Below are 11613 nucleotides of genomic sequence, written 5' to 3'. Positions count from 1 at the left end.
AGATCCAATGAGGGAGATCAACCGACAGTGATGTGTCGGTTTTTCTGACCCCATCGCGAGCAGGCTCGCTCCCACACTGGATCTGTGTCGCGCCGGAGATCCAATGTGGGAGATCAACCGACAGTGATGTATTGGTTTTTCTGGCCCCATCGCGAGCAGGCTCGCTCCTACACTGGATCGGTGTAGCGCCGGAGATCCAGTGTGGGAGCGAGCCTGCTCGCGATAGGGCCCAGACAGGCGCTATAAACTTTAATGCCTGGAGGGTATCGACTGCTTACGTCGGACACGTCTCCCGCCCATTATCGAGCCCTTGCTTGTAGCTATGGCTCTGCAGGCTCGCCTTGCCGTTATGCCAGGTCAGCGTGAGCACAAACAGCGAGTCGTAGTCGCTGGATTCCCAGTCTTCGGTGATCTTCTGTTTCTTTCCGACTGCATCTCCCGCGACCTTGTTGATCAGCTCGGGCAGGTAACCGTGGGACCAGGCGGTGTAGATGACCGAGTTGTGGTACTTGTCGTGGAGCAATTCATCGGCCAGGTCGCTGGTGTCGTTGGCTGAAAAGTTGATGTTCACCGGCAAGCCGAGCTTGATCGCGCTGGGGCTGATGGTCATCAGGGGGCGAATGTAGCTGTAGGAATTGTCCAGTTCGCCTTCCTCGACATTACGTGTCGGGTTGGCGGCAAAGACGTAATTGGCCTTGCCGAATTTTTCCGGCAGCAAGGTGGCCAGGTCGATGGCACGGTTCAGGCCCTGGCAGTTGAGCTGGCCCAGACCACCTTCGGGTTTTTCCGCGTGACGCAGGAATACCAGGGTCTGGGTGCCGTCTGCCGGTTGGGCGCGGCTTTCACTGGACTCCAGCGACAAAAACAACGCGCTCATCGCCAGCAGGGAGGGCAGGACGACATACGCGCGTTGCTTGAAGCGATCGGCAAATTTGAAAAGGTTCATCATTTAATAGGTGATCTTCAGCGCATTCGGTTAAGGCTGACAAACCTTTACACCACGAGCTCCCAGCATCGGGTGTTTTCCATGTCATTGGGCCGGTCCGTTTCCGAAAGGGCAGTTCTCAGAGTCCTCTGAAGCCCATTTGGTTCGATTCCGGCGAGTGCGCCGCAATGTACCGGTAACCTTGCATGGGTTGGAGCAGAGGTTATCGACAGGATGTTGCGGATTTATGGACACGGTACAGGTAGCGGCGCAGAACGATGACTGCAATGTTTTGATCTTCTTCATCAACAAGATTGATACGCAAAAAACCAGTCTCCTCCATTATGATCAGCGCTTACTGTTCACTGTGGATGCTCCCCATGACCGATCTGTCCGCGTTCCCGATTACCCAAAAATGGCCGGCCCACTACCCGGACTGGATTCAGCTGTACTCCTTGCCGACCCCCAATGGCGTCAAGGTCTCGATCATGCTCGAAGAGATCGGTCTGCCCTACGAACCCCATCGCGTGGGCTTCGACAGCAACGATCAGATGTCCCCCGAATTTTTGTCGCTGAACCCCAACAACAAGATTCCGGCGATCCTCGATCCCCACGGCCCTGATGACAAACCCCTGCCGCTGTTCGAGTCCGGGGCGATCCTGATTTACCTTGCCGACAAGAGCGGCCAGTTACTGGCGCAGGAGTCGGCGGCGCGTTACGAGACGATCCAGTGGCTGATGTTCCAGATGGGTGGCATCGGGCCGATGTTTGGCCAGCTCGGGTTCTTCAATAAGTTCGCCGGCAAGGACTACGAGGACAAACGTCCCCGTGACCGCTACGTCGACGAAAGCAAACGCCTGCTGAAAGTACTGGACAGCCGTCTGCAAGGGCGCGACTGGATCATGGGCGAACGCTACACCATTGCCGACATCGCGACCTTTCCGTGGGTGCGCAACCTGATCGGCTTCTATGAGGCTGGCGATCTGGTGGGCATCAAGGATTTCCCCAACGTCACTCGCGTGCTGGAGCGCTTCCTGGCGCGGCCGGCGGTGATACGCGGGCTGGAAATTCCCAAGTAAATATCTTCGACTCTCTCAAGACCAAGGCAGGCAATGAGCTCATTCGATTTCAAACAAGTAGATGTCTTCAGCCAGGTTGCACTCAAGGGCAATCCGTTGGCAGTCGTGTTCGACGCAGACAGGCTCAGCGATGAACGCATGGCGGCGTTCGCAAGCTGGACCAACCTCAGCGAAACCACATTCATCCTCGAACCGCGCGACCCTCGCGCCGACTATCGGGTACGGATCTTCACCACCCTCACCGAGTTGCCGTTCGCCGGTCACCCGACCTTGGGCACTTGCCATGCATGGCTTGAGGCCGGGGGCGTGCCCAAGGGCGAGGAGATCATTCAGGAGTGCGGCGTCGGTCTGGTGCGGGTCCGCAGGCAAGGCGCGGAGCTGGCCTTTCTCGCGCCGCCACTGATCAAGACAGGGCCGGTGGACGCTGACGTCGTCGAGCGCGTGCGCCGAGGGCTGCGACTGGAGCCGGGGGCGATTGTCCGGGCTCAATGGGTCGATAACGGTGCCGGCTGGTTGGCGGTGATGGTCGAGGACCGCCGACAGGTGCTGGATTTGCAGCCGGATCATTCACAGATGCTGGGCCTGGCCGTCGGCGTGATAGCGCCATGGCATCCTGAGCGCGATGGCGATGTTGCGCAGTTTGAAGTGCGCGCTTTCATCTCCGGCGATGGCATGCCGGAAGACCCGGCTACCGGCAGCTTGAACGCCGGGATTGCGCAGTGGTTGCTTGCCGAAGGCTTGGCGCCGGCGTCCTACGTGGTCAGCCAGGGCCTGACCATGGGCCGCGCCGGGCGCATTCAGGTGGAGCAGGTGGGTGATGAGATCTGGATTGGTGGTTCGGTGGTGACCTGCATCAGCGGTGTGCTGGAAATCTAAAACTTGTGGGCGCGGGCTAGCGCGCGAAGGCGGTGCGTCAGATACATCTTTGTTGGATGTGCCGCCGTCTTCGCGAGCAAGCCCGCTCCCACAGGGAACCGCGTTATATCGCGCGATTATTGCGGCCTCGGTAACGCAGTCTTGGGCGATCGAGGTTTGTGCCCCGCGCCTTTGAGGGCATAAGCTTCGCCCCCTACGACTTTCATCTCGACCTCCGTTTTTCAGGAACCCCTCATGTCCAGCCAGTTCCCCGAAGCACGTCCACGCCGTCTGCGCCGCAATGCGAGCCTGCGCAGCCTGTTCCAGGAAACCGAGTTCAGTCTGAACGACCTGGTGCTGCCGATTTTCGTCGAGGAAGAAATCGATGACTTCGTGCCGATCAAAAGCATGCCCGGCGTGATGCGCATTCCAGAGTCGAAACTGGCCGGTGAGATCGAGCGTTACGCCCGCGCCGGGATCAAGTCGGTGATGACGTTCGGCGTGTCCCATCACCTGGACAGCAGCGGCAGCGACACCTGGAGCGACAACGGCCTGGTGTCGCGCATGTCGCGCATTGCCAAGGACGCGGTGCCGGAGATGATCGTGATGTCCGACACCTGCTTCTGCGAATACACCGACCACGGCCATTGTGGCGTGATGCACAACCATGAAGTCGACAACGACCAGACCCTGATCAACCTCGGCAAACAAGCCGTGGCGGCGGCCCGGGCCGGTGCGGATGTGATTGCACCGTCAGCGGCCATGGACGGGCAGGTGCAGGCCATTCGCCGGGCCCTCGACCAAGCCGGTTTCACCCAGACCGCGATCATGGCCTATTCGACCAAATTTGCGTCTGCGCTCTACGGCCCGTTCCGCGAAGCTGGCGGCAGCGCGTTGAAAGGCGACCGCAAAAGCTACCAGATGAACCCGATGAACCGCCGCGAAGCGGTGCGCGAGTCTCTGATGGACGAGCAGGAAGGCGCCGATGCGCTGATGGTCAAACCGGCCGGCGCGTACCTGGACATCATCCGTGACATCCGCGAAGTGTCGCGTTTGCCGCTGTCGGCGTATCAGGTCAGCGGCGAGTACGCGATGATCAAATTCGCCGCGCAGGCCGGGGCGATTGATGAGGACCGCGTGGTGCGTGAAAGCCTTGGCGCGATCAAGCGGGCGGGGGCGGATCTGATCTTTACCTACTTCGCGATGGACCTGGCCCTGGCCGGGATCTAAGAAACACCTCGGAACCCCTGTAGGAGTGAGCCTGCTCGCGATGGCGTCTTGTCATTCGACCCATGTATTGACTGATACGCCGCCATCGCGAGCAGGCTCACTCCCACAGTAAATACTGGGGGCTCAGGGGCTGCCGAAAAACGGCCGGATCCCGTGCTCCTTGAAATACCGCTCAATCACCTTGGGGTCCGCCGAGCTGTCGGCAATCGCCACATACGTATCCGGACGCAGCAGATAAAAGCCGTTACGCCCCAACCCCGCCGCTTCAAACGCCGGCCGCCAGTCGAACACGTGCAACGGCAGGTGATGCTCGTGGCACCAGGCGATCATTTCGTCACTGGTGTCGCCATACACATGCACCTGCCAGGTCAGACACTTCAGCGATTCGAAATTGTCCCCCTCACCGTCGTGAGCCCAGGGCAGGCGGTCGCCGCCATGAACGTGGCCCGCGACCCCCGTGCTCAATGCTGTCCCACGATAGTTCAGGGTGATCTGCGACACCGTGCGAAACAGAAACTCGCGGGACGTTTCGAATGAGGCCATTTTAGGGATCAGGAACGGTGCCAGACGGGTGCGCAACAAATCGGCCATGCGCCCTTCGGCAGTCACGAAGGTGAAGACCCGGTCGGTGGTGGCCACCAGTTTGCGGGCGAAGGTGATGCGTTCGGTTTCGTAGGTGTCGAGCAGCGTGGCTGTGGCGCCGCCGCTCAAGACGGCCGCCAGCTTCCAGGCCAGGTTGATGGCATCGCCGATCCCGGTGTTCATGCCCTGACCGCCCGCCGGGCTGTGGACGTGGGCCGCGTCGCCCAATAGAAAGGCGCGACCGTTGCGAAAGTGATCCGCCACCCGATGATGCACACGATACGTCGAGAACCAGTTGACCTGCTCAATCTGCACCTTCAGGTGTTCGATGGCCCGACTGCTGACGTCGGCAAACCCGAGGGTTTCAGCACGGTCGGCGCGCTCGTCGCGCACGGTGCCGATCAAGCGGGCGCGGCCTTCGCCGGCTAACGGAAACACCGCGAGAAAGTCCGCTTCATCCAGGTCCAGGTGCAGTTCGCCGTTGAACGTCGGCCCGTGAGCCTGCACGTCCGCCACGTAGAAAACCTGCTGGTAGGTGCCGCCGGGAAAACCGGTGTCGAGGGTCTTGCGCACGATTGACCGGGCGCCGTCGCAACCCGCCAGGTAACACGCCTGGCAGATTTCCTGTTGGCCATCGTGCAAGCGCAGCCTTGCACTGATGCCATCGCCGGTCTCTTCAAAACCCTCCAGTTCGGTGCTGCGTTCGACCTTGATACCGAACCCTTCGAGGCGTTCAATCAGCAATTGTTCGTGCTCATCCTGAGGGAGCATCTCGAGAAACGCGTAAGGCGTCAGCCCCTCGCCGATGCCGGTCAATGGCAAGCGCGCTACGGGCTCGCCCTTGACCCAGAAATTCGCTGCGTCCACCCGGTGGCCTTTTTGTACCACGGCATTGCTGAGGTCGAGCTGACGGTAAAGCTCCAGCGTCCGTGCCTGGACCGCCAGCGCCCGGGACGTGGTGCCGGGGGCCGACGTCTTGTCGATAATCCTTACCACAATCCCCAGTTTGCTCAGCCACAGCGCCAATACCAGCCCGGTCGGGCCGGCGCCGACGATCAGCACGTCGCTACGGTTCATGAGCCTGTCCTCCTCGGTGTGTGGCACAAGTATGGTCCAGCGCGGGGATATGAAAAGGCAGGCCGCCCAACGGAAAAGGCCCGCAACCGTGAAGTGGTGGGGGATGAAAGGGGAACGGGGCGTTGCGGCAGCAGTCATAGCCTGCGCCATGCCTTTGATCGTATGGTTAACCCGGTTCAGAAGAGTTGATGGAGCACCATGCAAGCCAATCGATTGATCATGAGTCTCGCGGCGCTGCTGGTGCTGGCGGGTTGCGGCACCCAGCGCACTCAGGAGTTGCCGGCCCGCAAACCCGCCGAGGTCAAGGCCGAGATCGTGCGCCTGCTGCCGGCGAAAACCGTTGACCGCCAAGGCTGGGCCACGGACATCTACGCCGCTTTTGCCGCGCAGAACATCTATCCCTCCACGCAAAACCTGTGTTCGGTGCTCGCGGTCACCGAGCAAGAGTCGACCTTCCAGGTCGACCCACCCGTGCCGGGCCTGGGCAAGATCGCCCGCGAAGAGATCGACCGTCGTGCCGCTAAAGTCCATATCCCCAGCCTGCTGGTCAGCGGTGCACTGCAGGTCAGTTCATCCAACGGTAAAAGCTACAGCGACCGGCTGAATGCGGCGCGCAGCGAAAAAGAACTCAGCGCGATTTTCGATGACTTCATCGGCATTGTGCCCATGGGGCGGACCTTGTTTGGAGGGCTCAATCCGGTGCACACCGGTGGGCCGATGCAGGTCAGCATCGACTTCGCCGAGCAACAGGCACGGGATTATCCGTATCCGGTGGACGGCTCGATCCGTCGTGAAGTGTTCAGCCGTCGCGGCGGCATGTACTTCGGCATTGCTCACTTGCTCGGGTACCCGGTGAGCTACAAACAGCCGCTGTATCGCTTCGCCGATTTCAATGCCGGTTGGTACGCCAGCCGCAATGCGGCGTTTCAGAATGCGGTGAGTCGAGCGTCAGGCATCCCTTTGGCGCTGGATGGTGATCTGGTGCGCTATGACGCGATCATGCCGGGCACCACGGAATTGGCGGTGCGCAGCCTTGGCAAGCAATTGGGCATGCGCAACACGACCATTCGCGATCAATTGGAGGAGGGCAAAAACCTGCAGTTCGAGGACACCCAGCTTTATGCGCGGGTGTTCGACCTGGCCGAGAAGGCGGAAGGTCGGCCGTTGCCTCGTGCAGTGTTGCCGGGGATCGTGCTGCAAAGCCCGAAAATCACCCGCAAACTCACGACGGCTTGGTTTGCCAAGCGGGTGGATGAGCGTTATCAGCGCTGCATGACACGGGCGGGCAAGTGACCGGCCGCAAAAAACAGGCAAAAAAAACCCGGCTGATGAGGCCGGGGTTTTCATTGAGTACCGCGGTAAAACCCTTCATTTATACAGCGCGGCTTTCGATCAGACGATCCGAACCACCTTCAGCGACGCGGTTTTCGATGAGACGGTCGGAACCACCTTCAGCAACGCGGTTTTCGATCAGACGATCCGAACCACCTTCAGCGACGCGGTTTTCGATCAGACGATCCGAACCACCTTCAGCGACGCGGTTTTCGATCAGGCGATCCGAGCCACCTTCAGCAACGCGGTTTTCGATCAGGCGATCCGAACCACCTTCAGCGACGCGGTTTTCGATCAGACGATCCGAACCACCTTCAGCAACGCGGTTTTCGATCAGACGATCCGAACCACCTTCAGCGACGCGGTTTTCGATCAAACGATCCGAACCACCTTCAGCCACACGACTTTCGATCAGGCGATCCGAGCCGCCTTCAGCGACAACCGGGTGAGCAGAAGAAGCGGCGAAAGCGTTAACTGCAAAAACCGAGAAAGCGATGCTGAGAAGGATTTGGCGTTTCATGATGGTGTGCTCCGGGGTGTAGTTGTTTGGTATGGAGGCGATGTTACGCCGCGGATTTTTTATGAGAACTTCATTGAGGTGATGGTGAACATCGACGGCATTGATAGGTGACACTATCCCCCTCACGCGGGCGTGATGGTTCAGTCGTCGGATGGCGGCGGCGGGGTCGATCGGCGCTTCTACACTGGATAGCTGGCGCGTGCCTTTGCCTTCGAGGAGTCGATCATGAGTGCCACTTCCTATGCTCCCGAGCACACCGGCCTGCTGCTGGTGGATCCTTACAACGACTTCCTCAGCGAAGGCGGCAAACTGCATGGCCGCGCTCAACCGGTGGCTGACAGCGTCGGTACGCTGGCCAACCTGAAAACCGTGGTGGCGGCTGTTCGCAAGGCCGGCATCCAGGTTTTCTATGTTCCGCATCACCGCGCCGAGCCCGATGAACTGGCGCACTGGAAACACCCCACTCCCTATCAACAAGGCGCCAGCCGTGCGCAGGTATTTGCCGCCGGAACCTGGGGCGGGGAATGGCACCCGGATTTCCAGCCACAGGCCGGTGACGTGATCGTCAAGGAACACTGGGGCGGCAGTGGTTTTGCCAACACCGATCTGGACTATCTGCTCAAACAGCACGGGATCAACAAGGTTGTGGTGGTGGGGATGCTCGCCAATACGTGCATCGAAAGCACCGCCAGGTTCGCCGCCGAACTGGGCTATCACGTCACGCTGGTGCGCGACGCCACGGCCGCGTTCAGTGCCGAGGCCATGCACGCCGCGCATGAGATCAATGGACCGACGTATGCCCACTCGATTGTCACGACGGCGGAGTTGATCGCGGCGCTCGGTTGATCGCGCTCAGATGACTTTCACTGCCCGACCGATGAATTGAATCGGCCCGGTCGGCTTGCCGATCGGTGAGCCCTGCGGATTTTCCAGGGTCAGCTCGAACAGTTGATTGGGTTGCAGTGGCGGCAATTTGTCGAGCGGAATCGATAGGGTCTGTCCCGGTTTGACCAAGCCCAGAGACACCGGTCCTTGCCAGTCATCGGCCTTGGTCCAGAACTCGAGCGCCTTGTCGGCCGGGACCTCAATGACACCCAGCGGAATCAGCTGGATTTCCCTCGGGTTGCTGGCCTGGATCACCCAGCCAGGTGCCTTGTCCTGAGGACCGACCAACACCACCAGATAGGTAGGCTTGACGGTGGTTTGCGTCAGCATCAATGCGCCGAGCAGCAACGTGGCCGCCAGCCCTGCACCGGCGAGCCCGCGCCAGAGCGGCAACAGATTCCACCAGGATAAAGACTGAGCCGCGATGAGCGACGGTGGCCGTGTCACCTTGTTCACGCTGCGCTCGATACGCTGCCAAAGGTAGGGTGACGGCGGGTGAGGTTCTGCCAGATCGGTCAGGCCGAGCAGGCGACGCTCCCAGGCGTCCACGGCGGCCCGCAAATCAGGTTCGTCGCGCAGGCGCTGTCGGACCTGGGTGCGAAGCTCTGCGGACAGGGTGCCCAACACATATTCGCTGGCCAGTTCGTCGAGTTCTTCCGGGGTTTCATTCGTCAGTTTGCTGATCATCCCATGCACTCCCGCAGTGCCGTCAGGCTCCGCTTGATCCAGGCTTTGACGGTGCCCAGCGGGGTGCCGAGTTTGTGTGAGATTTCAGCATGAGAATATCCGTCGACGTAGGCATGCAGGATACAGGCGCGCCTTGCAGGCTCCAGTTGTTCCAGGCATTGATGAATGCGCCCGGAATGAGCCTGGGCATCGAAGGTTGCCGTGTCGTCCACCCCATCGAAATCACCTTGAATCTCGCGGCTGTTGTCACGGATGAAATTCAGGGCCAGATGCCGCGTCAAACTGAATATCCACCCCCGCGCCGACCCTCGCGCCGGGTCGAACTGCGCGGCGCCATTCCATATCTTGATGAAGGCATCGTGGACGATGTCTTCCGCCAGCGCAGTGTCACGCACCAGGCGTTTGGCAACGCCCAGCAGGCGCGGACTCTCCTGCACATACAAATCACGCAGGGCCTGACGCTCACCGCGAGCGCAGGCGGCGATATGGGCTTCGTAATCGAAAAGAGTTTCGGGTAAGGACACTGAGTTCAGCCGTCAATAATGGGCAGCAGCCCCGGGCCATCGGACCGGGGCCAGTGCTGAGCAGCGTAGACCAATTTCCCGCAGGCCTGGTTTCAGTTGGCCGCCCAGAAAATATAATCCGCCTGGTACTTCACTATTTCTTGCTTGCCCTTGTTGGCCGCCGAGCATTCAGCGCTCGGAGCCACGCCACCTTTGAGGGCGACGCGCTGGATGTAGCTGACGCCGGTCATTGCGCCTTTTCCTTCGGCCGGGTTGGCCTTGACCAATTGATAGGGCAGGTTGCCCGGACTCGAAGGCGCGACAGCCAGTTGAGTGCCGGTGACTTTCGAACCGTCTTTCGCCTGCCAGGTGGCGGGCGGTCCGAAATAGGTGCCGACCTGTTTGCCGCTGCGATCATTGAGTACCGCTTTGGGGCCGACAAAGAACCATTCGGTCTGGCCGGCGGCATTGACCTTGTCACGGCATTCGTAAGTGATCTCGCCGACACCGGTGGTTTCCAGGGCGACCTTGTGCCCGTCCGGGACCTTGATGCTGTCGGGCAGACCTGACTGGGCGTAGGCCATTGGGCCCGCGACGAACAAACCGGCAAGGCAAATCAGCTGTTTGGCATTCATGAATAGCGCTCCGTAAATGAGTAATCTGCTCGGCAGCCTCAGGGGCTGTTACTGGTACTACCCATCGGAAAGCGATTTGGATGCAGTGGCATAAAAAGAAATTTTCCAGCATGGTCAGTATCAGATGCTACAAAGAGACACTCTTGAAGGGGGGTGCTTATGTACCAGCTCTACGGACACCAGAATTCCGGCGCCGCCGCGATAGAGGCCGCCCTCGAACTCTGTGAAATCCCTTATCGTTTTATCGACGTCGAGTCGTCTGCGGAGGCTGCCAAAGCCCTGGAGAAACTCAACCCGCTCAAGCAGATTCCCACCTTGCAATTGCCCGACGGCAGCGTCCTCACCGAAAGCGCGGCGATCCTGATTCATCTGGGGCTCGCGTTTCCCGAGTCAAACCTGCTGTCGAACACGCCCGCCGAGCGTGATCAAGCGATCCGGGGCCTGGTGTACATCGTCAGCAATTGCTATGCGGCCATCGGCATCATCGATTATCCCGAGCGCTGGCTGATCGAGCCGAATCAATCGGCCATGGAAAACCTCATGGCTGGCGCCCGTCGACGGTTGCACTGGAGTTGGGAGGTGTTTGCCGATCAGTTCTCGGGCGAGTTGTACCTGGACGACGAGACGCCTGGGGCACTGGATGTGCTGGCGGCGGTGGTGACGCGATGGGCGGGCAGTCGTGAGCATCTGCGCAATGCCCGACCCGGTTTTTATGCGTGGCTGACGCGAATCGACCGCCACCCGACGCTGGCACCGGTTTTCGCCCGGCATTGGCCAACCTGAAAACCACGCAAATCAAAAGTGGAAGCGAGCCTGCTCGCTCCCACAGGGGAACTGCGTAATTTCAGAGTCACTCGCCGCGAATGTACTGCTCCAACTGGCGAATCAATTCAGCCTGTTCGGCGATGGCTTCCTTGACCAGGTCACCGATCGACAGCAAGCCGATCAACTTGCCGTTTTCCACCACAGGCAGGTGGCGCAGGCGTCTGTCGGACATGATGCCCAGGCAGGTATCAACGGTTTGATGAGTGTCCACTGTGATCACCGGCGACACCATGATGTCGCGAACCGGCGTGCCCACCGAAGAACGGCCATGCAGCACCAGTTTGCGCGCATAGTCCCGCTCGCTGATGATCCCCAGCACTTCGTCATTCTCCACCACCAACAAGGCGCCGACGTTCTTTTCGGCCATCTTCATCAGGGCTTCGAGCACCATGTGATCGGGTTTGATCTGGTGCACTTCCTGATTTTTCTGATCTTTCAACTTGAGCAGTTGGGCGACGGTTTTCATGATGGCTTCTCA

The 11613-nt window shown here is 60.0% G+C and carries 13 protein-coding genes; 6 read left to right on the top strand and 7 right to left on the bottom strand.

Annotation, left to right across the window (positions count from 1 at the left end; all coding sequences use genetic code 11):
• Window positions 1–274: 274 nt before the first annotated feature.
• Entirely contained in the window at window positions 275–949 is a 675-nt protein-coding gene (locus BLU63_RS32530) for a hypothetical protein (protein ID WP_010458594.1), read from the bottom strand.
• A 356-nt stretch (window positions 950–1305) separates the two neighbouring features.
• Here BLU63_RS32530 and BLU63_RS32525 point away from each other — a divergent pair, with 356 nt between their 5' ends.
• From BLU63_RS32525 to hemB, 3 genes are all read left to right on the top strand, one after another.
• Window positions 1306–2004 carry a glutathione binding-like protein gene (locus BLU63_RS32525; protein WP_083377224.1) on the top strand — a complete coding sequence of 233 codons (699 nt, stop codon included), beginning with the start codon at window positions 1306–1308 and terminating at the stop codon, window positions 2002–2004.
• 33 nt (window positions 2005–2037) lie between these two features.
• Window positions 2038–2880 carry a PhzF family phenazine biosynthesis protein gene (locus BLU63_RS32520; protein WP_083377223.1) on the top strand — a complete coding sequence of 281 codons (843 nt, stop codon included), beginning with the start codon at window positions 2038–2040 and terminating at the stop codon, window positions 2878–2880.
• Between the two features lie 234 nt (window positions 2881–3114).
• Window positions 3115–4089, top strand: coding sequence for a porphobilinogen synthase (gene hemB / locus BLU63_RS32515; RefSeq protein WP_077750523.1), 975 nt, complete (start codon window positions 3115–3117; stop codon window positions 4087–4089).
• A gap of 123 nt (window positions 4090–4212) precedes the next feature.
• Here hemB and BLU63_RS32510 read toward each other — a convergent pair whose 3' ends face one another.
• A complete protein-coding gene (locus BLU63_RS32510) occupies window positions 4213–5748 on the bottom strand; it encodes an FAD-dependent monooxygenase (RefSeq protein WP_083377222.1) in 1536 nt (511 codons plus the stop codon).
• 198 nt (window positions 5749–5946) lie between these two features.
• On the opposite strand from BLU63_RS32510, the gene BLU63_RS32505 reads away from it, so the two are divergent.
• Window positions 5947–7041, top strand: coding sequence for a DUF1615 domain-containing protein (locus BLU63_RS32505; protein ID WP_083377221.1), 1095 nt, complete (start codon window positions 5947–5949; stop codon window positions 7039–7041).
• 79 nt (window positions 7042–7120) lie between these two features.
• Here BLU63_RS32505 and BLU63_RS32500 read toward each other — a convergent pair whose 3' ends face one another.
• Window positions 7121–7600, bottom strand: a complete 480-nt coding sequence (locus BLU63_RS32500; RefSeq protein ID WP_083377220.1) for a phage infection protein — start codon at window positions 7598–7600, stop codon at window positions 7121–7123.
• A gap of 225 nt (window positions 7601–7825) precedes the next feature.
• On the opposite strand from BLU63_RS32500, the gene BLU63_RS32495 reads away from it, so the two are divergent.
• A complete protein-coding gene (locus BLU63_RS32495) occupies window positions 7826–8446 on the top strand; it encodes an isochorismatase family cysteine hydrolase (protein ID WP_083377219.1) in 621 nt (206 codons plus the stop codon).
• A gap of 6 nt (window positions 8447–8452) precedes the next feature.
• On the opposite strand, the gene BLU63_RS32490 is transcribed toward BLU63_RS32495, so the two are convergent.
• From BLU63_RS32490 to BLU63_RS32480, 3 genes are all read right to left on the bottom strand, one after another.
• Complete coding sequence (locus BLU63_RS32490; RefSeq protein ID WP_010458611.1) at window positions 8453–9172, bottom strand: anti-sigma factor; 720 nt, start codon at window positions 9170–9172, stop codon at window positions 8453–8455.
• Window positions 9169–9696, bottom strand: a complete 528-nt coding sequence (locus BLU63_RS32485) for a sigma-70 family RNA polymerase sigma factor (protein WP_083377218.1) — start codon at window positions 9694–9696, stop codon at window positions 9169–9171. The genes BLU63_RS32490 and BLU63_RS32485 overlap by 4 nt, the downstream gene beginning before the upstream one ends.
• Before the next feature lie 92 nt (window positions 9697–9788).
• Window positions 9789–10310 carry a DUF3455 domain-containing protein gene (locus BLU63_RS32480; protein ID WP_010458614.1) on the bottom strand — a complete coding sequence of 174 codons (522 nt, stop codon included), beginning with the start codon at window positions 10308–10310 and terminating at the stop codon, window positions 9789–9791.
• Window positions 10311–10469: 159 nt separating this feature from the next.
• Here BLU63_RS32480 and BLU63_RS32475 point away from each other — a divergent pair, with 159 nt between their 5' ends.
• A complete protein-coding gene (locus BLU63_RS32475; protein ID WP_010458616.1) occupies window positions 10470–11093 on the top strand; it encodes a glutathione S-transferase in 624 nt (207 codons plus the stop codon).
• A gap of 67 nt (window positions 11094–11160) precedes the next feature.
• Here BLU63_RS32475 and BLU63_RS32470 read toward each other — a convergent pair whose 3' ends face one another.
• Entirely contained in the window at window positions 11161–11601 is a 441-nt protein-coding gene (locus tag BLU63_RS32470; RefSeq protein WP_007944798.1) for a CBS domain-containing protein, read from the bottom strand.
• Window positions 11602–11613 lie beyond the last annotated feature (12 nt).

This window comes from Pseudomonas mandelii, from assembly GCF_900106065.1.
GTDB lineage: Bacteria > Pseudomonadota > Gammaproteobacteria > Pseudomonadales > Pseudomonadaceae > Aquipseudomonas > Aquipseudomonas mandelii.
Note: the sequence above shows the minus strand (reverse complement) of the source record. Positions and strands in the feature narration are given on the sequence as shown.

What these genes read in the sequence shown, in the direction of transcription:
- BLU63_RS32505 (WP_083377221.1), top strand. Translation starts at nt 5,947, where the DNA reads ATGCAAGCCAATCGATTGATCATGAGTCTCGCGGCGCTGCTGGTGCTG.
- BLU63_RS32490 (WP_010458611.1), bottom strand. Translation starts at nt 9,172, where the DNA reads ATGATCAGCAAACTGACGAATGAAACCCCGGAAGAACTCGACGAACTG.
- BLU63_RS32480 (WP_010458614.1), bottom strand. Translation starts at nt 10,310, where the DNA reads ATGAATGCCAAACAGCTGATTTGCCTTGCCGGTTTGTTCGTCGCGGGC.
- BLU63_RS32470 (WP_007944798.1), bottom strand. Translation starts at nt 11,601, where the DNA reads ATGAAAACCGTCGCCCAACTGCTCAAGTTGAAAGATCAGAAAAATCAG.
- BLU63_RS32510 (WP_083377222.1), bottom strand. Translation starts at nt 5,748, where the DNA reads ATGAACCGTAGCGACGTGCTGATCGTCGGCGCCGGCCCGACCGGGCTG.
- hemB (WP_077750523.1), top strand. Translation starts at nt 3,115, where the DNA reads ATGTCCAGCCAGTTCCCCGAAGCACGTCCACGCCGTCTGCGCCGCAAT.
- BLU63_RS32475 (WP_010458616.1), top strand. Translation starts at nt 10,470, where the DNA reads ATGTACCAGCTCTACGGACACCAGAATTCCGGCGCCGCCGCGATAGAG.
- BLU63_RS32495 (WP_083377219.1), top strand. Translation starts at nt 7,826, where the DNA reads ATGAGTGCCACTTCCTATGCTCCCGAGCACACCGGCCTGCTGCTGGTG.
- BLU63_RS32520 (WP_083377223.1), top strand. Translation starts at nt 2,038, where the DNA reads ATGAGCTCATTCGATTTCAAACAAGTAGATGTCTTCAGCCAGGTTGCA.
- BLU63_RS32525 (WP_083377224.1), top strand. Translation starts at nt 1,306, where the DNA reads ATGACCGATCTGTCCGCGTTCCCGATTACCCAAAAATGGCCGGCCCAC.
- BLU63_RS32530 (WP_010458594.1), bottom strand. Translation starts at nt 949, where the DNA reads ATGATGAACCTTTTCAAATTTGCCGATCGCTTCAAGCAACGCGCGTAT.
- BLU63_RS32500 (WP_083377220.1), bottom strand. Translation starts at nt 7,600, where the DNA reads ATGAAACGCCAAATCCTTCTCAGCATCGCTTTCTCGGTTTTTGCAGTT.